The 24,280-nt window shown below is 49.3% G+C and carries 22 protein-coding genes and 1 pseudogene; 8 read left to right on the top strand and 15 right to left on the bottom strand.

The annotated features are described in order from the left end of the window. Positions 1-17: 17 nt before the first annotated feature. Positions 18-296, bottom strand: coding sequence for a hypothetical protein (locus HMPREF3178_RS19640; RefSeq protein WP_017144986.1), 279 nt, complete (start codon positions 294-296; stop codon positions 18-20). 1,321 nt (positions 297-1,617) lie between these two features. Here HMPREF3178_RS19640 and HMPREF3178_RS31035 point away from each other — a divergent pair. Both HMPREF3178_RS31035 and HMPREF3178_RS19620 read left to right on the top strand, forming a co-directional pair. Beyond that, positions 1,618-2,235, top strand: coding sequence for a hypothetical protein (locus tag HMPREF3178_RS31035; RefSeq protein WP_139146034.1), 618 nt, complete (start codon positions 1,618-1,620; stop codon positions 2,233-2,235). A gap of 318 nt (positions 2,236-2,553) precedes the next feature. Further along, complete coding sequence (locus HMPREF3178_RS19620; RefSeq protein ID WP_017144990.1) at positions 2,554-3,483, top strand: hypothetical protein; 930 nt, start codon at positions 2,554-2,556, stop codon at positions 3,481-3,483. 436 nt (positions 3,484-3,919) lie between these two features. Here the strand turns inward: HMPREF3178_RS19620 and HMPREF3178_RS19615 are convergent, their stop codons facing one another. Further along, entirely contained in the window at positions 3,920-4,474 is a 555-nt protein-coding gene (locus HMPREF3178_RS19615) for a recombinase family protein (RefSeq protein WP_017144991.1), read from the bottom strand. A 229-nt stretch (positions 4,475-4,703) separates the two neighbouring features. Between HMPREF3178_RS19615 and HMPREF3178_RS19610 the strand changes: the two genes are divergently transcribed. Further along, positions 4,704-5,039, top strand: a complete 336-nt coding sequence (locus HMPREF3178_RS19610; RefSeq protein ID WP_017144992.1) for a hypothetical protein — start codon at positions 4,704-4,706, stop codon at positions 5,037-5,039. Between the two features lie 228 nt (positions 5,040-5,267). Here HMPREF3178_RS19610 and HMPREF3178_RS19605 read toward each other — a convergent pair whose 3' ends face one another. From HMPREF3178_RS19605 to HMPREF3178_RS19595, 3 genes are all read right to left on the bottom strand, one after another. Further along, positions 5,268-6,176, bottom strand: a complete 909-nt coding sequence (locus HMPREF3178_RS19605; RefSeq protein ID WP_017144993.1) for an AbiTii domain-containing protein — start codon at positions 6,174-6,176, stop codon at positions 5,268-5,270. Between the two features lie 36 nt (positions 6,177-6,212). Then, entirely contained in the window at positions 6,213-7,148 is a 936-nt protein-coding gene (locus tag HMPREF3178_RS19600) for an AbiTii domain-containing protein (RefSeq protein ID WP_029496748.1), read from the bottom strand. A gap of 74 nt (positions 7,149-7,222) precedes the next feature. Continuing rightward, a complete protein-coding gene (locus tag HMPREF3178_RS19595) occupies positions 7,223-8,848 on the bottom strand; it encodes a recombinase family protein (protein ID WP_017144995.1) in 1,626 nt (541 codons plus the stop codon). 52 nt (positions 8,849-8,900) lie between these two features. On the opposite strand from HMPREF3178_RS19595, the pseudogene HMPREF3178_RS19590 reads away from it, so the two are divergent. Both HMPREF3178_RS19590 and hofC read left to right on the top strand, forming a co-directional pair. Then, positions 8,901-9,356, top strand: a pseudogene (locus HMPREF3178_RS19590) (ATPase, T2SS/T4P/T4SS family); the annotation flags it as partial. Beyond that, the gene (gene hofC, locus HMPREF3178_RS19585) at positions 9,346-10,551 is read left to right on the top strand and encodes a protein transport protein HofC (protein ID WP_004108099.1); all 1,206 of its coding nucleotides are present in this window, start codon (positions 9,346-9,348) and stop codon (positions 10,549-10,551) included. The pseudogene HMPREF3178_RS19590 and the gene hofC, both read left to right, overlap by 11 nt. 29 nt (positions 10,552-10,580) lie before the next feature. On the opposite strand, the gene HMPREF3178_RS19580 is transcribed toward hofC, so the two are convergent. Next, complete coding sequence (locus HMPREF3178_RS19580) at positions 10,581-11,624, bottom strand: GMP reductase (protein ID WP_004108101.1); 1,044 nt, start codon at positions 11,622-11,624, stop codon at positions 10,581-10,583. A 346-nt stretch (positions 11,625-11,970) separates the two neighbouring features. Between HMPREF3178_RS19580 and coaE the strand changes: the two genes are divergently transcribed. Genes coaE through yacG form a run of 3 tightly spaced genes read left to right on the top strand, consistent with a single transcriptional unit; the run spans position 11,971 to position 13,538 of the window. Further along, positions 11,971-12,591, top strand: a complete 621-nt coding sequence (gene coaE, locus HMPREF3178_RS19575; protein ID WP_017144997.1) for a dephospho-CoA kinase — start codon at positions 11,971-11,973, stop codon at positions 12,589-12,591. Further along, complete coding sequence (gene zapD, locus HMPREF3178_RS19570; RefSeq protein ID WP_004108104.1) at positions 12,591-13,334, top strand: cell division protein ZapD; 744 nt, start codon at positions 12,591-12,593, stop codon at positions 13,332-13,334. Before coaE ends, zapD begins: the two co-directional genes overlap by 1 nt. A gap of 9 nt (positions 13,335-13,343) precedes the next feature. Continuing rightward, on the top strand, positions 13,344-13,538 hold the full coding sequence (gene yacG / locus HMPREF3178_RS19565; RefSeq protein ID WP_004108106.1) for a DNA gyrase inhibitor YacG: 195 nt from the start codon (positions 13,344-13,346) through the stop codon (positions 13,536-13,538). A 53-nt stretch (positions 13,539-13,591) separates the two neighbouring features. On the opposite strand, the gene mutT is transcribed toward yacG, so the two are convergent. The 9 genes from mutT to murC all read right to left on the bottom strand — a co-directional run bounded on the left by mutT (position 13,592) and on the right by murC (position 24,276). Beyond that, entirely contained in the window at positions 13,592-13,984 is a 393-nt protein-coding gene (gene mutT, locus HMPREF3178_RS19560) for an 8-oxo-dGTP diphosphatase MutT (protein ID WP_004108107.1), read from the bottom strand. A gap of 60 nt (positions 13,985-14,044) precedes the next feature. Then, positions 14,045-16,750 carry a preprotein translocase subunit SecA gene (secA, locus tag HMPREF3178_RS19555; protein ID WP_004108109.1) on the bottom strand — a complete coding sequence of 902 codons (2,706 nt, stop codon included), beginning with the start codon at positions 16,748-16,750 and terminating at the stop codon, positions 14,045-14,047. Positions 16,751-16,811: 61 nt separating this feature from the next. Further along, positions 16,812-17,321, bottom strand: a complete 510-nt coding sequence (gene secM / locus HMPREF3178_RS19550) for a secA translation cis-regulator SecM (protein ID WP_004108110.1) — start codon at positions 17,319-17,321, stop codon at positions 16,812-16,814. Positions 17,322-17,567: 246 nt separating this feature from the next. Then, positions 17,568-18,485, bottom strand: a complete 918-nt coding sequence (lpxC, locus tag HMPREF3178_RS19545) for a UDP-3-O-acyl-N-acetylglucosamine deacetylase (RefSeq protein WP_004098599.1) — start codon at positions 18,483-18,485, stop codon at positions 17,568-17,570. A gap of 100 nt (positions 18,486-18,585) precedes the next feature. Beyond that, entirely contained in the window at positions 18,586-19,737 is a 1,152-nt protein-coding gene (gene ftsZ / locus HMPREF3178_RS19540) for a cell division protein FtsZ (protein ID WP_004108111.1), read from the bottom strand. A gap of 62 nt (positions 19,738-19,799) precedes the next feature. Next, positions 19,800-21,056, bottom strand: coding sequence for a cell division protein FtsA (gene ftsA, locus HMPREF3178_RS19535; RefSeq protein WP_004098594.1), 1,257 nt, complete (start codon positions 21,054-21,056; stop codon positions 19,800-19,802). Then, entirely contained in the window at positions 21,053-21,886 is an 834-nt protein-coding gene (gene ftsQ / locus HMPREF3178_RS19530) for a cell division protein FtsQ (RefSeq protein ID WP_004108112.1), read from the bottom strand. The genes ftsA and ftsQ overlap by 4 nt, the downstream gene beginning before the upstream one ends. Position 21,887: 1 nt before the next feature. Beyond that, a complete protein-coding gene (locus HMPREF3178_RS19525) occupies positions 21,888-22,808 on the bottom strand; it encodes a D-alanine--D-alanine ligase (RefSeq protein WP_004108113.1) in 921 nt (306 codons plus the stop codon). Continuing rightward, on the bottom strand, positions 22,801-24,276 hold the full coding sequence (gene murC, locus HMPREF3178_RS19520; protein ID WP_004108115.1) for a UDP-N-acetylmuramate--L-alanine ligase: 1,476 nt from the start codon (positions 24,274-24,276) through the stop codon (positions 22,801-22,803). Before murC ends, HMPREF3178_RS19525 begins: the two co-directional genes overlap by 8 nt. Positions 24,277-24,280 lie beyond the last annotated feature (4 nt).

The raw sequence follows: 24,280 nt of genomic DNA, 5'->3' as shown, positions 1-24,280 counted from the left end.
CTTACCCGAAATCTGATTTATTCAACAAAGCCGTTCGTTGGGTAAACCTGCTTCACAATGAATCCGTGACGTTCTGAAGGATTAGCCTGATATTCGGCAGCTTTCTGATTAATCAATTGCTGGCGCGATTCTACTGCATCCTGATATTCAGATTCTGCTTTAGACATCTTGTCAGTGACCTGTTGAACCTTCGGGAAATAGAGCTTCTCAATATGCTGACGTTGTTCAAAAGGTAGCAGATGGTTAATACTTGCGATGGGTTGGTTAATTGATACGGCTTTATTCAAGGTTGTCATTAGTAACGCTCTCGTGAAATTCAGATACAAAAATACACCACACAGGCCGTCTTTTTACGTAACCCGTGTAGTGTAATCTGGAATGTGTAAAGGGTTGGCTAACCTGTCTCCGAGGAAGGATGCCACAGGAAAGCCATTAATTTGCCAGGAAATCAATTCAATATATAAATGTTAACATAATGTTAAATTCCGTCAAGGGGTTTCAGTTTCTGGCAGATAGCCTTGATGATTTCGTACCGTCTGGTTTTAGTCATCATACGAGGCGGGGTGTAATCAGAGAGAGGTGTGATTCCTGTTAATTCGGAAAGGCTCTTATACTGCATGTAGAATTGATGTGTCTTTTCAGCTACGATGATAAAGTATTTCTTTCTTTTCTTCATTCATATTAATACTCCTGAAACAGGAAAGGTCACCCCCAAGATAAAACCTGAGAAAGTGACCTTCCGGCTATTCTCATCTATCTAAGACCCTGTTGACCGATTTTGATAAATGAGCATTACTGTATTATTATCATACGGAACTGTGTTTTTGTCCAGTGGTATTTTGTTATTACAGAAATTGATGAATGGTTATTATTGGCGGGGTGGGCTTGATGGCGAAAATGCATATTTAGCACTTTTTGTTAAGAAAAATTGATGAAAATATGATATAAATAGAGTTATCTGTTAAGTTAACTGATTGAGTCTTTTTGTTTCACTTCAATAAACATGGCTAACGCAAAAAGCCATGAAAATTTGATTGATTCACTTACAAAGAATATCAATAACACTTAACAGAAAGTTAAATTCCTGAATCACCAATCATTTAAATCTCACCTTGCTTCGCTTATCGGTGCTATGGCTTTCGCCTTGTATTTATTCAGATAGCCTATCAGAATCCCTGTATGTCATTCTGAAGCGCTCTTAATACTTAATAGCATGTTCCCCTTCACAGCTCTAATAAGCCCTCAGAGAGCGCTAAAGAATAGCTCAGACTACATTGCATCAAACCATCATCTTTGATAGAATAATCAGTCTGTTAGGAGATGGAAGTGAAACACCGGAAACGATGTGGTAATTCTGCTGTAACGGCTCATTTAGTTGAGTTTGTGACAGGTTCCAGTAAGCCCACCCGATTAGCAATCATCAAATAACAGACCGATGAACGGTGAAGGATTCACACCCCAAATGTGACCAACCTACAGCTATCACTTAACATTGGTTTCAGTCGCTGCCTACACCCTGAAACAGCAGCACATAACGCTTACACAGCAAGGGTTTTCTTTCACTGGTGATTTCTGCTAGTGGAATGGATGAACTTTTGAACATGGATAAACAGCGTTATGAGCACCCTACCTTTCGATTTACCTGCTAAGGTCATTCAACCATCACCGTCTAATCAATTCCTCTTTCTGACTGGTACAGAAGACTTCACGATTCCTAAACATGCTGCTGCTAAAGCTGCTGGCGAAAAATCCTTTATACACATATGTAAAGTTCATGGTGCGGGTAAGCACTATGCGAGTAATTCTTTCTGTGTTGAATGTAATAATGACAACTCCAATCGTTGGGCTGGTGATAATCGGGAAAGGCGTCTTGAGCACAATAAACGGTATCGTCAAACGAATAGGGATAAATGCCTTGAACGCCTGAAGCGGTATCGGGATAAGAACAGCTATTTATGCCTGGCTATGACCACATGCAATCGCATGGGGCTACCATACAAAGGTCTCAGAAAACGCCTGTTGTATACCGAAAAGGAGTTCAAACTCCATATTGAAAGTCTTTGGACATATGGCATGTGTTGGGCTAACTACGGAATTGGCAAAGGCTGCTGGAACATCGACCATAAAATCCCTGTTTCACATTTTCTCAAGATGGGTGAAAAAGATATTTCCGTTATCAATGCTTTGAGTAACCTCCAACCGTTATGGCAGGAAGACAACGTGAAGAAGGGGTAATTCTTTACCAGAAGACTTTTATTGATTTTATATTTTTCTAATAATTAGGTGAGGTTTTTTATCTAGACTTCACCTAATTCATCAAGAATATCCGACATCAGACAGCGGACATCCACCTACTCAGCAGTTCACCTTTCAAAGATTCTCTGCTTTTTGCAAAATCTTAGCTTGTCTACACAGCGAAGCCATATGAGCACACCTGACACTGAAGCCCTCGTTCATCCAAACCTATATTTTCAAATACGGCTTGAGATTTTGTAGTGTTATTGATATAGAATTAGTCTTTCAATACCATTAGCAACCAGTGAGTGAAGCGTAATGAACGAAGTTATCTTCAATCTATTTTATTTTTGTGAGGATGGAAAACACATAAAGGATGTTGGCATCTCGTGCCATGAGTGCGAGGGAACGGATGCTGAAAAATTAGAATTTTTAAAAAATAATATTATATCTGATGCACAGCTATGCACTCATTACCCTATACATCCGTTTACATTGGATGAAAAAGGTATGCTAACAATTGATAGGTTTATTGCAAATGCAAGGATAGGAAATTCTTTACAACCGTTTGAGATTGCACTTGAAGCCGTTAATGCTCCGCAAAGCCCTTTGCACGTTTTTACAGCAATAGTAAACGGAATACCAAGAGTAGATGCAACAGTACCCGCTAATGAACAATTTAGGCGCAAGCACAACCCTAACGCTGAAGTGGAGGGTGTTAAAGTTATGCCTGACTATCTGGAACAATACAGTGATGGGAATAGTTTTAAAATAAAAAAACTGTTAATTGATGACCACGTCACCCCGATTCACTTGCTATTTAATAACAAGCATTATCTTTCAAGCTTCAAATTACTCGTATCATTCATCGACACAATGGCTTTTATTGAATTAGGAAACCCACCAAGAAGTGCTGTATTTGTTCAATGGATGGATAAATATTCAGAGTTACCCAAGCTAGGTATTACATCCAAAGACCTTTACGAACTAAGGAACTCATTACTTCACATGACCAACCTCAACTCACATAAGGTAATCAGGGGTGAGGCCCAAAGGATTAGTTACTCGATAGCACCAAAAGGCACTCCCACTCGCGAGCATGAGGGAATTACGTTTTTTAATTACACTGATTTAATTGATATTATCGAAGATGCAATGGATAGATGGCTTAACACTTATACAGATAATTATGAAAAAATAGTTACATTTATTGAGCGATACGATACCATAGTTAGAGATAATTATTGAGAGCTAAATATACCTGAAGATTCCAAGCACTCCCGTTAAAGACCTCTTTTGTAACTTCACCTACTTTCAGCTTACAAGGATCCCTGAAAGTAGCTTAAAGATAGTAGGTGAATTTACTGGAAATATTTTTTCCAAAAAATATCCAGCCCTACTTTTATTTCAGCTTCACCGGAAACTTTCAACATATCTAAAGCACCTTTGAAGATTTTGAATAGTCTGAGTCTCTCTGCTTAGTCGCGCCTTTTCAAAGGTTCCGTACCAATGGCAAAAAATGAACATATCTGAGCCTGTGCAGCTTTCTAAGCGATTATTTAATGATGGCAACCTAACCCATAGGTTAATATAAAGGCCGCTTAGAATGCGTTACAGGGATCCTGATAAACGCCAGATATAAAAAAGCCCCAGCGAAGGGGCATTGTGAATCACCATCCAATTGTTACTTGTTCAGTCGATAGAAAGTCGCCTTACTAATCTGTAACTCACCCTGCACCTGCTTTGGTGACATTCCCTGTGAAAGAAGTTCCTGAACCTGTTCAGAGGTTGCTTTAATCGGTCTTCCACAGTGAACACCCTCAGACTGAGCACGTTTAATCCCTGCTGTTCTGCGCTCTGCTATCAAGTCTTTCTCTAAAGAAGCCAATCCAGCCATCATAGTGAGCATAGCCTTACCCACTGGTGTAGACAGGTCGAATCCTTCACGGAGACTGATAACCTTCACTCCTTTGGCCTGAAGAAGTTCAACCGTTGAGAGAACATCAATAGTGTTACGGCCTAAGCGGTCAATCCCAATAACTACCAGCGTATCCCCTTCACGAACATAGTTCAGCAGGTCACCGAACCCTTTACGCTCTGTTGCCTTAATGCCACCTGATACAGCCTCATCAGAGAACCACTTGTTTACCTGATAGCCAGCCTCATTGATTTGTTTCTTCTGGTTCTCAATAGTCTGGTCAGAAGTTGATACACGGACGTAAGCGATTACAGATGACATTATGGTGATTCCCTGAAAGTTGTCTCAAAAGCCAGTCTCAAAATGATATATGTATCAAAAATCAAAATCAACCTTTTGAGACAACCTAATCACACCTTTCGAGACTCTTTTCAGGAGTATCAAAACCACTTCCTTTTGAGACTGCATCGACTGAGGGCTGATTGTAACCAAATGACCAATCAATTATCTTAAAAGCCACTTGATAGCCCCTAACATAGACGGTAAGAGCATGTTACATACAGCGGCATTGATTGCCCCAATCATCGGTTATTGTTCGTTCAGTTGCGGGATGACCTCATACTTATGGTGTAAAGGCAAAAAGTTAAGCAAGTTGGGATGGGTGCTTGCCATCTGTAACGTAGCGGCCTTTTTATATCTGAATCACATATTGCTTATTGACCTGATTCAACGTGTGGCTGATACGTCTGATGGCTATATAAGCATCTTTGATGATGACTTTGTGTCGGATGTTTCCCGCAATACCATTCAGATTATGATTACCTATGTAGCGGCCTCAACTGCTGGCGGTTACTTTGGAGCAAAGAAGAAATTTAAACAGGATTAAATTCACTGAATAACGCCTGTTCTGAATAAAGAACAGTTAATAGGCTAAAGCTATTGAAATTACTGGTGTTGATAGGGGTTTTCACCCCATATGGGAATACTGTTTTTCACTGTTAATTTAGCCATCTAAACGGCTACTTTTCAGGATTAACAAGTCATTGAAGGGGTCACTATGGAAATTTCAGAAATCAAAAAGGAATCCCGTCTAACCATAGCGACCTTAAAAGAGTTAAACAGGGATCCCGAAGTAGCAGCAGATTGCGTTAGTAAGAACGGCAGGAGCCGCCGCACCAGCGACCTTTAACGCACCTGTAAAAGCCTTACCAGTCATCTTACCAATCCACGCCCCAAAACCTTTTTCAACTTCTTCTTTTGAAGCTGGTTTAGGGGACTGCTCAACAAGCTGTTTCAATTCAGCAACATCATTATCATCAAGACCGTGACTCTTTAGCTCACGCTCAAGGGATGCAATGTCACCAACTGAGATAGAGTTTTGTTGATTGATGTCGCCACTGTTACCTGCTCCAATTGCGCCAGCATTGTTTACAGGAGCGTGAAAATTATTCGTATTGTTATTTGTGATTGTCATTGGTGCTGCATCCTTTTCTTTTTGGGTGAATAATAAACCATCCCCCATAATCCCTTGTTTTTCTAACTCCAGAGACCATGTGAGAATCTTGTTTCTTACGGTTGTCACTATATGATTGAGTTTGTTTGCACTAAAAAACCAACAAACTTCAGGGGGAATATCGTGCGAGCCGAATAAGAGATTTACCATTTTAGGAGGCATTGTTATACGCAGCATACCATCTTTTGATTCGCCTTTTTTCATTGACGATATTGATTCGGTAATCCTAAACTCAGAAGCACTCTCAATGAAATCTGGCGATACATTACTAAAATCAACAGGAAACCAGCCATGATAAGGATTGAACGCCTTGACTATCCCTCGACCTACTCGATACTTTGGAATATCATTACCTGTTGGATAACCTTCAATTTCATATTCAAGCCATTCACTAAGGTCATTCAAATTTAATTTAACAGCTATCATCTTAGCTTTTAATAAAACCGCGACAATGTCTGAAGATGGGTCTCCAGCCAGAGCTTGCAATTCTAATACAGGTGAATTACTCATTAGTCACTCCATACGACATACCGATAATCCTTAAAATCATGATGCAATACCAAAGTAGCTGCAAATCGAACCTATAAGAAGTGCCGGAGCAGAAACTCCAGAAATCTTAAGTTCACCAGCATAAGCCTTGCCTATCATCGCTCCCGCCCAATCACCTATTCCTTTACCAAGCTTATCGTGCGACAAAGGCGCTGGTGATTCTTTAGTTATTTCCTCCAATAACCCGATATCGTCATCTTGAACACCAAATCCCCTGAGTTGCTGTTTGAGCGAGTTAAAGTCACCAGAAACGATAGAGTTATTTTGATGATTATCACCTGAGTTACCCGCACCAATTGAACCGGCATTATTCACAGGGGCATGAAAATTATTGGTGTTATTGGTAATTGTCATGGGAGCCGCATCAATTTCTTTTTGCGTGAACAACAGCCCCTCACCTAATATCCCCTGCCTTTCTAAACTCAATGTCCATTCAAGTAAATTAAACTTTATAGCACTTATAATTTCTTTAATTTTAACCGATTCAATTTCCCAGAAATAATATTGATAATCTGCGGTGGGAATGGGAGTATCCCATAAAAGCCAGTCTGGAATATTTAGATATAACGTTCCACCAGAAGACAACTCTGACTCAAGATGAGTAATACTCAGTGTCACATAAGCCCATCTTAATTCCAGCAAGGTCTTAAAAAAAGATGGGTCTTCACAGTTATATATGTCAATATCAACATAATTGTAGTATTCATCCCGTTTGACAATGGTTGCTCGTATTTGTCTGTAAGATGGAAATTTCTTCCTATCCTCACCTAATAAAGCATATTTGTAACCAAGAAACTCTTTATTAATGAAATCATCAAAAACTTCCAACTCAAGTTTGGATGCAATCAATTTTGCTTTTAGAAGCATATCTGTAATGCTTCCATCAGTTGAAGACACAAGGTTTTGTAACTCTAGTACTGGCGAATTGGACACAGCCACCTCTGGTATTTCTGTAAGCTAATTGATTGCGATTTTACATTTGAATCATGATTTTGTAAGCAAAGTTTTCACAACGGCTGATTAGGTTGCTCTTCCATCTCTTTCACCCACTTTGGGGCCTCTTCTAAGGCTAAGTGTCGCGGTTTGGTAGTGAACCCTTCAAAGTCAAATTCATCACCATCAATTAGCGGTAAAATCTCCAGCCATTGCGCACCATCAACAACCCTATCCAGTGGGAAATTTAACAATTTCAAGCCGTTGTGTAAGAAGACATCACACTTCTTTTGAGCGGTGTTTAGCCGAATCTCTTTCACTATCCGTTTGATAATGATTTGAGCCTCTATCCGGTCTTTCTTCAAGGTTAAATCAAGATGACTGATTGTCTCAAGCTGGCTTGATTGCTCTCGCTGGTGAACCTCTGAGACAGCCTTTTCAGCGTCCTTAATTTGACTATTCAGGGCTTTCAAATCCTTTGCCATTGATTCGGTATCATCTGCCAGCATAGCCAGCTTAATGAGCCTCTCACGCTGTTTCTGAAGCTGTTCTAACTCACTTTGAAGAGAGCCTATAGCAGAGCCATTACCACGATTGAGGGAAAGACGGTTAGTGTTATACAGAAGCCCCTGAACAAGGGCTTTATCAGCCAATCGACGGTTGATACTTTTGGCATGACATCGCCCCTCATATCTCATTGAGCATCTATAGACCCCATGCCATTTTTCAGTTGCACAGTTAACAATGGTCACAAAGCCACATTCAGCACAACGCATTACACCTTTGAAGAGGTTAGTAAGTAAGGGCTTTTCTGATGATGGTCTACGGCCTGCGCCCTGTTTTAACTGCTGTACAGCATAGAAATGTTCTTCACTAATGACGGCAGGGTAATAATTGGGTATCTCCTTTACCCCTTTCGTAACTGTACAATTAGACGGCACTTTGAAACCAATCACTGAGCGGTTATCCAAGAGTGCTTTAATAGTGGTATGAGACCATGCACCTTTAACTGGATTGCGCTGGTTTAGAGTATAGAAGCCCTCTTCATTCATCTGTCTGGCGATTCGTACAAAAGGCAAGCCTTCTAAACGTAGCTGAAAGACACGCTGAACCGCTTTCACATTATCGGGTATTAGCTCAAAGTGAGACATATCATCAGACACTCTGAGCCACGCCACACAGCGCCGTGACATTATCTTACCCTTAGCAGCTTCTTCTCGTTTTGCATCCCATGCAGACCTTAACCGCTTTGATTTCGTGGCAGATTCTTCATTAGCACGTTGCATGATAAGCACAGCTTTAATCAAGCTGAGAGGGTCATTAAGACTCTCTTTCTTGTACCATGAGTTATCCGCCAATGTGACCACATCAACACCAGCTAACAAAATCTTTCGCAGACGTTCCCTTGCAGTGTCAATGTCTTGACGGCTTACCCTGTCCAGTGATTCAACTAACAACACTGAACCCGCCTCAATAACCCCTGATTCAACAGCGGCTAAGAATTCACCAAATGCACCTGATTTAGCATTAGCGCCAGAGTAACCACTTATGCCGAGGTCTTGAAACCTGAGCGACTCATCTAATTGATAGTCTGGATTATTCTTGAGCCATTCATTTATGTACTTGTTCTGGCGTTTGGTTGAGTCTCCAGATGCCTGAATTCTTGAGGAAAATCGAATGTATGAGATTGCTTTTGGCATGAGCTAGTAAGTTACCATGATAGACTTAACAGGAGTTTATCATAAGAGATGTGTAGTCCTCTCAACATTGCACACCAATTCAACGTGTGAAACGCTGGTTCGCCTGCAGCAGATGGGCGTTGCGCGCTGGATGGTCTCATCCGCGCTCTCGCTGGTTGTCGCTCAACGCCTGGTACGGAAACTGTGCCCGCACTGCCGCCGTGAAACCGGCAGTTCGACCAACGTCCCGCATAGCCTGTGGCCGCGATCGCTTCCTCAGTGGCAGGCTCCGGGCTGCCAGCACTGCTATCACGGCTACTACGGTCGCCTGGCACTCTTCGAACTGCTGCCGGTTAATACCGCACTGCGGCAGGGGATTACCCAGGGCCTTAGCGCTGAGGAAATCGAAACGCTGGCGCGGGAATCCGGCATGATGACGCTGTTTGAAAGCGGCTGTCTGGCTGTAGAGCGTGGGATGACAAGTCTGGAAGAAGTGGTACGCGTTTTAGGGATCCCGCATGGCGACTAAACGACTCTGGCGCTGGCACGGTATCGATGGTCAGGGGATGCCCTGCCAGGGAACGCTCTGGCAGGATAATCGCCCTGAGGCATTGCAAAGCCTGGAGCGAGAACGAATCATCCCGCTTACGCTGCGCCGCTGTAGTGTGCAAAAGTCCCTCTGGCATCCACGCTACAGCGGTGAGGTTATTCGCCAACTGGCCGCCCTTCTCCAGGCCGGTCTTCCCCTTGCTGAGGGGCTTGGACTGCTGGCGCAGCAGCAGCCTAACGCGCAGTGGCAGGCATTGCTGCAAACCCTGGCTGAGGATCTGGCGCAAGGCATTTCGCTTTCAGGCTCCCTTGAAAAATGGCCCGAAGCTTTTCCTCCGCTTTATCTGGCAATGATCCGCACCGGAGAACTTACCGGTAAACTGGAGCTATGCTGCGCGCAGTTAGCTCATCAGCAGCGAGAACAGCGACTGCTTAGCGAAAAAGTCAAAAAGGCCCTGCGCTATCCGCTGATTATTTTGTCCCTGGCGCTACTGGTGGTGATGGGAATGCTGTGCTTTGTTTTGCCAGAGTTTGCTGCCATTTATCAAACCTTCAATACCCCGCTACCGCTGCTGACCCGCGCGGTCATGGGCATTGGCGAAGGGTTAACTCACTATTGGCCATTGCTCGCTGCGCTGCTCGTTTTACCTGCGATACTCAACCGGCTGATTTGCCAGAGGCCCAACTGGCTGCTGTATCGTCAGAAACTTCTCCATAAGCTGCCGGTGTTTGGCAAACTGCTGTGCGGTCAGCGGCTTAGCCAGATATTTACCGTACTCGCATTGACGCAAAGCGCCGGTATCAGCTTTCTGCAGGGCCTGCAAAGCGTGGAAGAAACCCTGAGCTGTCCGCTATGGCGACAAAGGCTGCAGCAGGTTTCCCGGCAAATCACTCACGGCGCGCCCATCTGGCAGGCGCTCACTGACAGCGGAGGATTCACGCCGCTCTGTTTGCAACTGATACGTACCGGTGAAGCTTCGGGTTCGCTGGATACCATGCTGGAAAATCTGGCTCGCCATCACAGTGAGCAGACGCAACAGCAGGCGGATAACCTGGCCACCTTACTGGAACCGATGATGCTGGTCGTTACCGGAACGATTGTCGGCGTGCTGGTAGTCGCGATGTATTTACCCATTTTTCATCTGGGCGACGCCATTAGCGGGATGGGGGGATAGCGCTGGCGCAGACGCGCCAGCGAGTTGCGTTACAGGCTGTTGAACACGCGGTTCTCTTGTTCCTGTACGCGAATAAAAGTCGTGCGTTTAGTCAATTCTTTCAGGCGTGAAGCACCAACGTAGGTACATGCGGAACGCAGGCCGCCAAGGATATCGCGCGCGGTATTTTCAACCGGGCCGCGCAGAGGCAGCTTAACGGTTTTGCCTTCAGCCGCACGATACTGCGCTACGCCGCCAACGTGACGGGTCATCGCCGACTCGGAGCTCATACCGTAGAACAGCATAAATTTTTCGCCGTTCTCTTCAACTACGGTACCGCCGCTTTCTTCGTGACCGGCCAGCATACCGCCAAGCATCACGAAATCCGCGCCGCCGCCGAATGCTTTAGCCACATCGCCCGGCATAGTACAACCGCCGTCGCTGATAATCTGCCCGCCCAGGCCGTGCGCCGCGTCGGCGCATTCAATTACGGCGGAAAGCTGCGGATATCCGACGCCAGTTTTTACGCGAGTCGTACAAACGGACCCCGGACCAATGCCAACCTTCACAATATCGGCGCCAGAAAGAACCAGCTCTTCACACATTTCACCGGTCACAACGTTACCCGCAATAATAGTTTTCTGCGGCCAGGCTTCGCGAGCTTTGGCCACAAACTGCACGAAGTGCTCGGAGTAACCATTCGCCACATCAATGCACACAAAGCTAAGCTGCGGGTTCTGCAGCAGTATCTGCTTCGTTTTTTCGAAATCCGCATCGGAAGTGCCGGTTGAGACCATGACATGCTGCAGGACATCCGCAGAAACGCCCTGAACAAACGCCTGCCACTGTTCAACGCTGTAATGCTTATGAACTGCGGTCAGAACGCCAAAAGAAGCCAGCGCTTTGGCCATAGCAAACGTGCCCACCGTATCCATGTTGGCGGCAATGATCGGCACACCAGACCAGGTCTGGCCAGAATGTTTGAAAGTGAATTCACGTTCCAGCTGTACATCAGAACGGCTTTTGAGGGTAGAGCGTTTCGGGCGGATAAGAACGTCTTTAAAACCAAGCTTCAGATCTTCTTCAATACGCATGTGCGAATTCCTGGGGTTAATTGCATTATTGTGAGAGCACAACTCCAGTGACGTTATCATACGCACGAATCATGGCCGCGCAAGACTGCGATTTTCACTTTTTTTACGCTACAATCGTATAAATTTACCTGGTGAATAGACAAAAGCGAACCCGCGATATTTAATCGCCAGCGTATCATTTTTAACCACTTGATTTACATGTGTAAAAAGAATCAGAATGCGTGGTGACAGCAGATTATCGGTTCGATATTACGTCGATAAAACAGCTGCGGCGTCGCTGTCATGTCGTAAATAACGGCGCTGTTTGTTGAAAATATGCATGTAGTCAGTTTCAGGATCGAGGTGTATGACGTACACGGTGGCGTTAACAGGCGGCATTGGCAGTGGTAAAAGTACCGTAGCCGATGCGTTCGCACAGCTCGGCGTTAACGTTATTGATGCTGACATTATCGCGCGCCAGGTGGTGGAGCCCGGTACACCGGGGCTAAGCGCTATTGCTCAACGCTTTGGTGCGCAGATGCTCAACGAAGATGGTACCCTGAACCGTCGTGCTCTGCGCGAGCATATTTTTGCTCATGACGAGGATAAGCGCTGGCTAAACGCGCTGCTGCACCCGCAAATTCAGCAGGAAACGCGTCGGCAGATACAGTTTGCCACCTCGCCTTATATTCTCTGGGTTGTACCTCTACTGGTCGAAAATGGTTTGTCCACCAAAGCCGACCGCGTACTGGTTGTCGATGTGCCAAAAGAGACGCAGATTGAGCGTACGATGCTTCGCGATCGGGTCAGTCGGCAACATGCGGAACATATTCTTGCCGCTCAGGCGACGCGCGAGCAGCGCCTTGCCGTAGCGGATGATGTTATTGAAAATATGGGTTCACCTGATGTCATAGCATCAGCTGTCGCCCGCCTGCATGCAAAGTATCAACGTCTGGCATCGCAGGCCGCCTCACAGGAAAAACCGTAATGCATACCCCTGTTCTTTTTGAACATCCGCTTAATGAAAAGATGCGCACCTGGCTACGCATTGAATTTTTACTTCAGCAGTTATCCGTTCATCCGGCGATTACCACTCATGCGGATGCGCTGCATTTCTTCCGCAATATCGGCGATCTTTTAGATGTTTTAGAACGCGGTGAAGTCCGTACCGATCTGATGAAAGAGCTGGATCGCCAACAGAGGAAACTGCAATCCTGGGCAGAAGTACCTGGGGTCGATCAGGATCGCATCAATGAATTACGCCAGCAGCTAAAACAATCCGGCAGCACATTAATGTCCGCCCCGCGGATCGGCCAGTATCTGCGAGAAGACCGTCTGATCGCCCTGGTGCGCCAGCGCTTAAGCATCCCAGGTGGCTGCTGTAGCTTTGACCTCCCGACGCTGCATATCTGGCTGCATATGCCGCAGGCATACCGCGATGAGCAGGTCGGTAAGTGGCTGACCAGCCTTGAACCTTTAACGCAATCCTTGCTGCTTGTTCTCGATCTCATCCGCAACTCGGCACCTTTCCGTAAGCAGACCAGCCTGAACGGTTTTTATCAGGACAACGGCGAGGACGCCGACCTGCTGCGTCTGCGCCTGGATCTTGCCAGCCAGCTCTACCCGCAAATTTCAGGTCATAAGAGCCGTTTTGCCATCCGCTTTATGCCGCTGGACAGCGAGCACGGTATTGTGCCGGAACGTTTTGATTTTGAACTGGCCTGCTGTTAAGGAGCGAAAATGTCAGAAGAGATAACCGTTAATTGCCCAACCTGCGGCAAAATTGTGATCTGGAATGAGCAGAGTCCACATCGTCCGTTCTGCTCCAAACGCTGTCAGCTCATTGATTTAGGCGAATGGGCAGCGGAAGAGAAACGCATCCCGAGCAGCAGCGATCTGTCAGATAGCGATGGCTGGAGTGAGGATAAAGAGTAAAACCGGGCTAGCCCAAAGATACCTTGCCGGATCGCGGTCTCGCCCGGTCCGGCTTACCTCCCGCCCGCTAGTTTTGCTATCACGGGTTCATTTGCCGGAGGAAAATCTTCGGCGACGAGCGCGCTTTGCGCTATCCAGCGCCCTGGCTGCCCCTCTTTCCCCCACGGCTCGCCATCCCAGCTTTCCACCAGCCAGAACCACAGCGTTATATGACGGTCGGGAAACTGATACTCCAGCTTATCGAACAGGCTGGAAGCTCTCACTGTAATACCCACTTCTTCCTGTAGTTCACGCACTAAGGCCTGCTCTGACGACTCGCCCTCTTCAATTTTCCCACCAGGAAATTCAAGCTTATTCGCCATATGCGCGTCGGCAGCTCGCTGGGTGATGAAAATTTCGCCTCGCGCATTGCGGATAATACCGACGGAAATCTGTAGTGTTTTCATTGTGCTTCTTCCATAAAAAAGGCGCAGATATCTGCGCCCTTGTATTCAACGTTGTTGAGCTTAGCTCAGACGACCGTGGCACTGCTTATATTTTTTACCAGAGCCGCACGGACAAGGATCGTTACGGCCCACTTTACGCTCGCCGGTTTGTTCAGCCAGCGCGGCCGCAGCTGCGCTCTCATCGTCCTGATGGCTCAGCTGTTGCATCTGCGCCAGACGCTCAGCGTCTTCACGACGCTGCTGCTCCATCGCTTCCACCTCTTCCGGCATCCGCACCTGAACTTTGCTCAGCGTGCTGATCACTTCGTATTTTAGTGATTCCAGCATTGCAGCAAACATAGAGAAGGATTCACGCTTATATTCCTGCTTCGGATCTTTCTGCGCATAGCCGCGCAGATGGATACCCTGGCGCAGGTAGTCCATCGCCGCCAGGTGCTCTTTCCACAGTGAGTCCAGCGTTTGCAGCATGACGCCTTTTTCGAAGTGACGCATCATCTCAGCGCCAACCACTTCTTCCTTACGCTGATAGGTTTCAATGGCGCTCTGCAGAATGCGCTCGCGCAGCGTTTCTTCATGCAGCTCCGGTTCTTTATCCAGCCACTCTTTGAGCGGCAGATCGAGGTCGAAGTCATTTTTCAGACGCTCCTGCAGTCCTTCCACATCCCACATTTCTTCCAGCGACTGCGGAGGAATATGGGCATCGATAGTGGCTTTAAATACGTCTTCACGAATGCTGTTAATCGTTTCGCTCACGTCGGTCACGTCGAGCAGTTCATTACGCTGGGTGTAAATAGCGCGACGCTGGTCGTTGGCCACGTCATCATATTCCAGCAGCTGCTTACGGATATCGAAGTTGCGGCTCTCGACTTTACGCTGGGCATTGGCAATCGCCTTGGTCACCCAAGGATGCTCGATAGCCTCACCCGGCTTCATACCCAGTTTACGCATCATGCCGGACACGCGGTCAGACGCGAAGATGCGCATCAGGGCATCTTCCATCGACAGATAGAAACGGGAAGAACCCGCATCCCCCTGACGACCTGAACGGCCGCGCAGCTGGTTATCGATACGGCGAGATTCATGGCGCTCGGTCCCGATGATATGCAGACCGCCGGCGGCCAACACCGCATCGTGGCGAACCTGCCAGTCGGCTTTGATCTGAGCAATCTGTTCCGGCGTCGGGTCTTCCAGCTGGGCGACTTCCGCCTGCCAGCTGCCGCCGAGCATGATATCAGTACCACGGCCCGCCATGTTGGTCGCAATAGTCACTGCTGATGGGTAGCCCGCCTGAGCAACGATGTCCGCTTCGCTGGCGTGAAATTTCGCATTCAGCACGTTGTGCTTGATGCCCGCTTTCGTCAATTCTTTGGAGACCACTTCTGATTTTTCGATTGAAATGGTACCCACCAGCACCGGCTGACCCGCAGCGGTACGCTCTTTAATATCTTCGATAATGGCCTGAATTTTTTCCGCTTCGGTCATATAAACCAGGTCCGCCATGTCTTTACGAATCATCGGGCGGTTGGTCGGAACCACAACGGTATCCAGCTTGTAGATCGAGCTAAATTCAAACGCTTCGGTATCGGCGGTACCGGTCATCCCTGCCAGCTTCTCGTACAGGCGGAAATAGTTCTGGAAGGTAATTGAAGCCAGCGTCTGGTTCTCGTTTTGAATCTCAACGCCTTCTTTCGCTTCAACCGCCTGGTGCAGGCCATCAGACCAGCGACGTCCCTGCATTGTACGGCCGGTATGCTCGTCGACGATGATAACTTCGCCATCTTTAACGATATAGTCAACATCACGGGTAAACAGCACGTGCGCGCGCAGCGCGGCGGTCACGTGGTGCATCAGCATGATATTGGTCGGAGAGTACAGCGACTCGCCTTCATCCATAATGCCTTCATTGACCAGCAGCTCTTCAATCAGCACCAGGCCGCGTTCGGTCAGGTTGACCTGGCGCGCTTTCTCATCAACGGAGAAATGCCCTTCGCCGGTAAAGGTCTCGGAGTCTTCTTTTTCCTGGCGGATCAGATGCGGGATGATTTTGTTCACTTTCTTATACATTTCCGAACTGTCTTCAGCCGGGCCAGAAATGATAAGCGGAGTACGTGCTTCATCGATGAGGATGGAGTCGACTTCATCCACCAGCGCATAGTGCAGTTTGCGCTGTACGCGTTCTTCAGGGCTGAACGCCATGTTGTCGCGCAGATAGTCAAAGCCATATTCGTTGTTGGTGCCGTAAGTAATATCGGCGGCGTAGGCTTCGCGCTTGGCTGGCGCAGGCAGGCCAGACATGTTAATCCCAACGCTCATACCGAGGAACTCAAACAGCGGACGGTTGTTCTCCGCATCACGCTGCGCCAGATAGTCGTTGACGGTGACCACGTGAACACCTTTGCCGGTCAGCGCATTAAGATATGCTGGTAAGGTGGCGGTCAGGGTTTTACCTTCACCAGTGCGCATTTCCGCAATGCAGCGCTCGTTGAGGACCATGCCGCCCAGCAGCTGAACGTCAAAGTGACGCATGCCGAAGACGCGCTTACTGGCCTCACGTACAACGGCAAAGGCTTCCGGGATCAGGCTCTCAAGGCTTTCACCTTTTTCCAGACGCGCGCGGAACTCAGCGGTTTTCGCTTTCAGTTCGTCATCGGAAAGTTTTTCCATGGCCGGTTCCATGGCGTTGATAACGTTGACGGCTTTGCGCATACGACGCAGCGTACGGTCGTTACGGCTACCGAATACTTTAGTTAATAATTTGATTAGCATAATAAAATCTCAAACGCCCCGCAGTGCGGAGTCACAAAAAATGGAATGGTCCGTATTTGTTTCAGCTGAGACGTTGAGGCCCGGCGCGTATGCCCGTAACCTGGCTTATCCAGGTACAGACGCGAAACGCACATTGGGAGAAGGTGGGATTGTATGCCACCAGGTGAACGATGACCGGAGGTTTACTCTCCTGCGTCAACAGCGCGCTAAGCGTATCGAGGAGCGCGAGATGCTGCGCCTGGAGTGGTGAAGACTCCTCAGCTACCGGCAGCGCCTGCGGCGCCATCGCAAAAGAGAGATGGCGGATGACCGTACGAATGGCATGCTGATGCCAGTAATCAACGGTAAAATTTGGCCGACGACTGGAAGATTCCAGTAGCGCGAGCTGAGAAAAATTGACTTTAGCAGGGTTGTGGTTGCTGGAAGTTGTTTTTGCCGGCGACGCGGTCTCATGCTCATGGCCGTTGCTAAGCGCAGGCAGGCCAAGGCTAGCCGCGACCATCCCCAACAGGAGATGCGGCCAGAAATACCTTCTGCCAAACTGTCGCCAGCGCGTCAGCAATCCACTCACTTAACTTACCTTTTGTTGGTAACAACCCTGAGAAATATTTTGCGTCCAAATACTAACATTAATACGCCATCACGGCAGCAGGAATGAGGGCTCGGGCGGGGTAAAAACGTCTAAAAAAGGAACGAACGCGCAGTAAAGACGGGTAAAACTGGAAGCTGGATGCAGCGGAAACGCAAAAAGAAAACGACTGGTTCCCTGGCCGGAGAGAGTACCAGGTTACCAGTCGAATTTACTACAGGATCTGGCTTATGCCAGAACCAGTGTCGGCGCGCGGAACGCCAGCGGCATCTCTGCGTCGTCCTCGAAGGTCACATACTCCCAGGCTTCCTGTTTTGCCAGAACAGCCTGCAGCAGTTTGTTATTCAACGCATGACCGGACTTGTACGCCGTAAATGCACCGATAATATTGTGACCGCACATAAACAGGTCGCCAATCGCATCCAGCATTTTATGACGGACAAATTCGTCTTCAAAGCGCAAACCGTCTTCGTTCAGTACGCGATAATCGTCAACAACGATGGCACAATCGAAGCTGCCGCCCAGGCACAGGCCGCGGGACTGCAGATATTCGATATCGCGCATGAAACCAAAGGTACGCGCACGGCTAATCTGGCGCATAAACGCATCGGCCGAGAAGTTCATTGCGTAGCGCTGGCTGCTGGAGTCAATCGCCGGATGGTTAAAATCAATGGTGAAGTCCAGTGAAAAACCATTATACGGTTTGAATTCAGCCCATTTATCGCCATCTTCGACGCGAACGGTCTCTTTGATACGCACAAATTTCTTAGCGCAGTTCAGTTCATCGATGCCGGCATCCAGCAACAGATAAACGAACGGAGCCGCACTACCGTCCATAATCGGGACTTCCGGGGCATCGACTTCAATAATAATGTTGTCGATACCTAAGCCAGCCAGGGCAGCATTAAGGTGCTCAACCGTCGATATCCGCACGTCATGCTCGTTGACCAGGCAAGTACAGAGCATGGTATCACGCACAGATTTGGCATCAGCCGGAAAATCAACCGGTGGATTCAAGTCGGTGCGACGATAGATGACCCCGGTATTTGCCGGCGCAGGGCGTAACGTCAGGGTGACTTTCTTGCCGGTATGCAAACCGACGCCAGTCGCCTGAACGATACGTTTAAGAGTCCTTTGTTTGATCATCGTATAATCTCGCCAAGTTACCTATCCAACCGAAGTGTACTATACATTCGGCAGGCCAGTTTAGCACAAAGAGCGCAGATGCCCAACTTCCAGCCAATTCTTAATCGGCTTGCTTACGCAGGAAGGCTGGAATATCCAGATAATCCGGCTCTTTTGCGGTTTGCGGCGTATTGTCGTTTACCACTTTCGAAACCGGTTTCTGCTCTTGATTCAGTGGGGACATGCCGTGCTGCTGGTAACGATCCATCACCGGCTGCTGAACCTGCTTGTTGGTGACCAGGGTAATTTCCGGACGTTTGTCCATACCGATACCGGTGGCAACCACGGTTACGCGCAGTTCGTCGTTCATATCCGGGTCCAGAGAGGTACCGATAACCACGGTCGCGTTATCCGAAGCAAATGCACGGATCGTGTTACCCACGGTTTCGAACTCATCGAGACGCAGATCGAAGCCAGCGGTGATGTTAACCAGGACGCCGCGGGCGCCGGACAGATCGATATCTTCCAGCAGCGGGGAAGAGATAGCCATTTCAGCCGCTTCTTCCGCACGGTCTTCACCGCTCGCTACGCCGGAGCCCATCATCGCATAGCCCATTTCAGACATCACGGTACGTACGTCCGCAAAGTCGACGTTCATCAGGCCTGGGCGCGTAATCAGTTCAGCGATACCCTGCACCGCGCCTTTCAGCACGTCGTTAGCCGCACCGAAGGCGTCAAGCAGCGAAATACCGCGCCCCAGAACTTTCAGCAGCTTATCGTTCGGGATGGTGATCAGAGAATCCACGTGCTTGGACAGCTCGGTGATACCCTGCTCGGCGAATGCCATACGCTTCTTGCCTTCAAAATTGAACGGCTTAGTCACGACGGCAACGGTCAGGATGCCTAAATCTTTGGCGACTTCAGCAACCACGGGCGCAGCACCGGTTCCGGTCCCGCCGCCCATACCTGCTGCGATAAACACCATGTCGGCGCCATCAAGAGCGGCACGCAGCGCTTCACGGTCTTCATCCGCTGCGTTACGGCCCACTTCCGGGTTTGCGCCTGCGCCCAGCCCCTTGGTAATACCGCTGCCGATCTGGATAGTCTGGCCAACAGCCGTTTTGCGCAGTGCCTGCGCGTCGGTGTTCACCGCGAAAAATTCAACACCCTCAATGCGCTCGCGCACCATGTGCTCAACGGCGTTACCGCCGCCGCCACCGACGCCGATGACTTTAATCACCGCGTCGTTGGTCAGTTCCATAGGTTCAAACATAATTTCTCTCTCCGTTGTGCCTGTCGCCTGAGAACGCTAATTTTCTGCGTTCTCTTAAAAAATTAAAACTCTTTTCGCAACCAACTGTTGAGTCGTTTGATCCACGACCCGACCGTTACGCGTTTTTCCACTTCTGCTTCACCACTGAGATGAGATTCCTTCCCGTAGTGCAGCAGCCCAACCGCCGTCGAGTAATACGGTTCCTGGGCATAATCCGTTAATCCGGTAATGTTCAGCGGCGCGCCAATTCGCACCTGCGTGTGAAACACGCGCTGCGCACAGGCGGCAAGCCCTTCAATTTGCGCCGCACCGCCGGTTAATACAATCCCTGCCGCCAGATGATGCTTGACGCCCTGCTGACGAAGCTGTTCCTGCAGTTGCAGAATCTCTTCATTCACGAGGTTGAGCAATTCGGTATAACGCGGCTCAATAACCTCTGCCAGAGTCTGACGCTGCAGGCTGCGGGGTGGACGCCCACCCACGCTCGGCACTTCGACGTTTTCATCTTTACCAACGATGGAGCCCAGCGCGCAGCCGTGGCGCACTTTAATGGCTTCGGCATCGCTCGGCGGCGTACCGAAAGCGTAAGCAATATCGCTGGTCACAACGTTCCCCGCATAAGGGATCACTTTGGTATGACGCAGCGCGCCGCCGGTATACACCGCGATATCCATTGTACCACCGCCGATATCCACCACGCAGACACCCAGTTCACGTTCATCTTCCGTTAAAACGGAATAGCTGGCGGCTAAACCAGCGAAAATGAGCTGGTCGACTTTCAGACCGCAGCGCTCCACCGCTTTGACAATATTTTTCGCCATATCGTTATGGCAGGTAATCAAATGCACTTTTGCCTGCATACGTACGCCAGACAGGCCGACGGGGTTTTTTATCCCCTCCTGGTAGTCAATAGCGTACTCTTGCGGAATAACGTGCAGAACGCGGTGTTCATCGCGCACGCGAACCGATTTGGCGGTATGCACCACGTTCTCGACGTCATCCTGAGTGACTTCTTCTTCAGAAATCGGCACCATACCAATTTCATTTTGACAGCTGATATGCTTGCCTGAAAGCGCCAGATAGACTGACGAGATCTGGCAATCCGCCATCAGTTCGGCCTGGTCAATGGCGCGCTGTACGCATTTCACCACGGATTCCAGGTCGTTCACTCCGCCTTTATCCATACCACGCGATGGGCAACTGCCCACGCCAATGATATTAATCATACCGTCGGGCAGAACTTCCCCTACTAAAGCGGCAACCTTAGCGGTGCCAATCTCCAGTCCAACTACCAGTTTTCTGTCCGTCGCCTTGATCATTGTTGTTCTGCCTGTGCCTGATTCTGTTGTTGATTAGTTTCCTCTGCGGGAACCGGTACCCAACCGACTGCCGCTCCCGAGTCATAACGCAAATCAACGTAGCTTATCCGTTTGCCGTCGGTCTGCGCCTGCTGCTGAAGAACCGGGTAGAGTTCCATAAAGCGCTGAAGCCGTTTCATGGTGTCGCCTCGGCCAAGATTGAGCTTAATATCGTTATTAAGCGTCAATTGCCAGGAGCGACGCGCGGTCATTGCCGCCACTTTCAACGTGAATTTATCCTTTGCCAGCACCTGCCCCATGTCACGGTACCCCTGAAGAACTTCGTTCTCACTACCTTCCGGGCCGTATAACATCGGTAAATTCTGTTTACTGGTGCGATCTGACGGCACGCTGAAAGAATTGCCTTCGACGTCTACCATATGCTGATCATTCCAGCGCGCAATCGGCACATATTCAACCAGATGAATCTTCAATTCGTCCGGCCATTGCTTTCTGACGCTCGCCTGCTTAATCCACGGCAGGCGTTCAATCTGGCTTTGAATAATATTGACGTCCTGAGTCATAAAGGTGCCCGGCGACCCCAATGCCAGTATCGCCTGACGGATATCATCGTTGCGCGTGTAGTGACGCTCTCCGGTGACGACCATCTTCGACAGCGGTAACCGCTGTGCATCTTCCATCCAGCCCAGAACCATCCAACCGCTGACCAGCACGGTACAGAGCACCGCCAGCAGGAAGAAAATACCTGCCAGACGAGAGCCATTACTTCGACGCGAAGAAGATTCTTCTTCCTCTTCGTGGTTCCGCGTATTCAGCGCAGCCTGCGACATATCACCCCGCCAGGTCCAGAATTCGTACAACAAGCTGCGAGAAGCTCATCCCTGCCTGACGCGCCGCCATCGGCACCAGGCTGTGGCTGGTCATGCCAGGAGAGGTGTTAGCTTCCAGCAGATAAAACTGGCCATCGCTGTCCAGCATCACGTCAATTCTTCCCCATCCCTTGCAACCAAGGCTATCCCAGGCTTTTTGCACCAGAGCCTGGATTTCTGACTCACGCGCGGGATCTTCGAAGCCTGGGCAGAAATATTGCGTCTCATCAGAGAGATACTTTGCTTCATAATCATAGAAGGTTCCAGCCGCCTGGATACGTATTGACGGCAAAATTTCTTCTCCGACCATAGCGACGGTAAATTCCGGGCCACTGAGCCATTTTTCAATCAGAACTTCATCATCATGCTGAAAAGCCAGCGCCAGTGCATTTTGTAATGCGCAACTTTCGCTGACTTTTGACATACCGACGCTGGAGCCTTCCCGGCTCGGCTTAACAATCAGCGGCAGTCCGAGAGCCAGGAGTTGCTGTTCAACGTCAGCAGAAAGCCCTGCCTCGAACTGTTTACGGGTTAGCGCAACCCACGGCGCAACCGGCAGTCCGGCGCCCTGCCACAGTAATTTGCTGCGCAGCTTATCCATTGAGATCGCTGAAGCCATCACCCCGCTACCGGTGTAGGGAAGTTGAATCAACTCCAGCAGCCCCTGCAACGTACCATCTTCACCGCCGCGACCATGCAAGGCAATAAACGCTTTCTTAAAGCCCATGTTTTTCAATTGGGTAATATCAACGTCGCGCGGGTCGACCGGGTGCGCATCAACGCCGGCTTCACGCAGGCCGGCGAGCACCGCAGAACCTGAATTGAGAGAGACTTCACGTTCAGCGGAGGTTCCGCCAAAGAGGACCGCGATTTTATCAGCCATGGCGCTCCTCCTGCGTTTTTTGCGGTTGCAATTTGATTTCCGCCAGGTGACGGGCGATTTTACCGATATTTCCCGCCCCCTGCACCAGCACCAGATCGTTGCCGGTCAATACTGATGCCAGCATCTCTGCCGCTTGCGCCGGATCGGAAACCAGAATCGGGTCGACTTTTCCGCGGCCGCGAATCGTACGGCACAGCGAGCGGCTATCAGCGCCAGGAATGGCGGCTTCGCCAGCAGAATAAACGTCCAGCATCAGCAGAGCATCAACCTGGGTCAGTACGTTGGCAAAATCGTCGTACAGGTCGCGCGTACGGGTAAAACGGTGCGGCTGAAACAACATCACCAGATTTTTATCCGGCCAGCCCGCTCGCGCCGCTTTGATAGTGGCATCCACTTCCGTAGGATGGTGGCCATAATCATCGATCAGCATCGCGGTTCCCGTTTTACCGTTAACCTCAGCTAACGGATATTCGCCGAGGAAATCAAAACGACGCCCGGTACCCTGGAAGCTTTCCAGCGCGCGCAGGATCGCTTCATCATCAATGCCCTCTTCCGTCGCAACGGCCACCGCTGCCGCTGCGTTAAGCGCGTTGTGGCGACCCGGTGCGTTCAGCGTCACCTGAATGACGTCTTTATCCTGACGGACCAGGCGGAAATGCCCCTGAGCGCCGACCTGACGATACTCTTCCACGCGAACGTCAGCATCATCGCTAAAACCGTAGGTGGTAAGCTGGCGACCAACGCGCGGCAGCAGCTCGCGAATCACCGGATCGTCCACGCACATCACCGCGCGTCCATAGAACGGCAGGTTATGCAGGAAGTTGATAAACGTCTGCTTCAGGTTTTCGAAGTCGCCGTGGTAGGTATCCATATGATCGGCTTCGATATTGGTCACGATAGCGACCATCGGCTGTAAATGCAGGAACGAGGCGTCGCTTTCATCCGCTTCGGCAATCAGGTAACGGCTGTGTCCAAGGCGCGCATGCACGCCAGCGGCTTTCACCAGGCCACCGTTCACGAAGGTCGGATCAAGTCCAGCCTCTGCATAAATACTTGAGACCATCGCCGTAGTTGTGGTTTTGCCGTGCGTGCCGGCAATGGCAATGCCGTGGCGAAAACGCATCAGTTCCGCCAGCATTTCAGCGCGACGAATAACTGGAATACGCGCTTCGTGAGCGGCGACGATTTCCGGGTTATCCGCAGAAATCGCGCTGGAAACCACGACAACGCTCGCATCGCGCACGTTTTCAGGGCGATGATTGAAATAAATCGTGGCGCCAAGCTGAGTCAACTGTTGGGTCACCGGATTCGGCGCCAGGTCGGAGCCGCTAATCTGATAACCTTCATTGGCCAGAACTTCGGCAATACCGCCCATGCCGGCACCGCCAATGCCAACAAAGTGAATGTGCCGGACGCGACGCATCTCGGGCACTATGGAACGCAGTTTTGCCAGATCTTGTGTATTCATTCTT

The sequence above is a fragment of the Klebsiella sp. HMSC09D12 genome, assembly GCF_001808475.1.
In the GTDB taxonomy this organism is placed as follows: Bacteria; Pseudomonadota; Gammaproteobacteria; order Enterobacterales; family Enterobacteriaceae; genus Klebsiella; species Klebsiella oxytoca.
This window is presented reverse-complemented; position numbering and strand designations above follow the sequence as displayed.

Coding starts and splice junctions, on each gene's coding strand:
- HMPREF3178_RS19640 (WP_017144986.1), bottom strand. CDS start 296: ATGACAACCTTGAATAAAGCCGTATCAATTAACCAACCCATCGCAAGT.
- HMPREF3178_RS31035 (WP_139146034.1), top strand. CDS start 1,618: ATGAGCACCCTACCTTTCGATTTACCTGCTAAGGTCATTCAACCATCA.
- HMPREF3178_RS19620 (WP_017144990.1), top strand. CDS start 2,554: ATGAACGAAGTTATCTTCAATCTATTTTATTTTTGTGAGGATGGAAAA.
- HMPREF3178_RS19615 (WP_017144991.1), bottom strand. CDS start 4,474: ATGTCATCTGTAATCGCTTACGTCCGTGTATCAACTTCTGACCAGACT.
- HMPREF3178_RS19610 (WP_017144992.1), top strand. CDS start 4,704: ATGTTACATACAGCGGCATTGATTGCCCCAATCATCGGTTATTGTTCG.
- HMPREF3178_RS19605 (WP_017144993.1), bottom strand. CDS start 6,176: ATGAGTAATTCACCTGTATTAGAATTGCAAGCTCTGGCTGGAGACCCA.
- HMPREF3178_RS19595 (WP_017144995.1), bottom strand. CDS start 8,848: ATGCCAAAAGCAATCTCATACATTCGATTTTCCTCAAGAATTCAGGCA.
- hofC (WP_004108099.1), top strand. CDS start 9,346: ATGGCGACTAAACGACTCTGGCGCTGGCACGGTATCGATGGTCAGGGG.
- HMPREF3178_RS19580 (WP_004108101.1), bottom strand. CDS start 11,624: ATGCGTATTGAAGAAGATCTGAAGCTTGGTTTTAAAGACGTTCTTATC.
- coaE (WP_017144997.1), top strand. CDS start 11,971: ATGACGTACACGGTGGCGTTAACAGGCGGCATTGGCAGTGGTAAAAGT.
- zapD (WP_004108104.1), top strand. CDS start 12,591: ATGCATACCCCTGTTCTTTTTGAACATCCGCTTAATGAAAAGATGCGC.
- yacG (WP_004108106.1), top strand. CDS start 13,344: ATGTCAGAAGAGATAACCGTTAATTGCCCAACCTGCGGCAAAATTGTG.
- mutT (WP_004108107.1), bottom strand. CDS start 13,984: ATGAAAACACTACAGATTTCCGTCGGTATTATCCGCAATGCGCGAGGC.
- secA (WP_004108109.1), bottom strand. CDS start 16,750: ATGCTAATCAAATTATTAACTAAAGTATTCGGTAGCCGTAACGACCGT.
- lpxC (WP_004098599.1), bottom strand. CDS start 18,485: ATGATCAAACAAAGGACTCTTAAACGTATCGTTCAGGCGACTGGCGTC.
- ftsZ (WP_004108111.1), bottom strand. CDS start 19,737: ATGTTTGAACCTATGGAACTGACCAACGACGCGGTGATTAAAGTCATC.
- ftsA (WP_004098594.1), bottom strand. CDS start 21,056: ATGATCAAGGCGACGGACAGAAAACTGGTAGTTGGACTGGAGATTGGC.
- ftsQ (WP_004108112.1), bottom strand. CDS start 21,886: ATGTCGCAGGCTGCGCTGAATACGCGGAACCACGAAGAGGAAGAAGAA.
- HMPREF3178_RS19525 (WP_004108113.1), bottom strand. CDS start 22,808: ATGGCTGATAAAATCGCGGTCCTCTTTGGCGGAACCTCCGCTGAACGT.
- murC (WP_004108115.1), bottom strand. CDS start 24,276: ATGAATACACAAGATCTGGCAAAACTGCGTTCCATAGTGCCCGAGATG.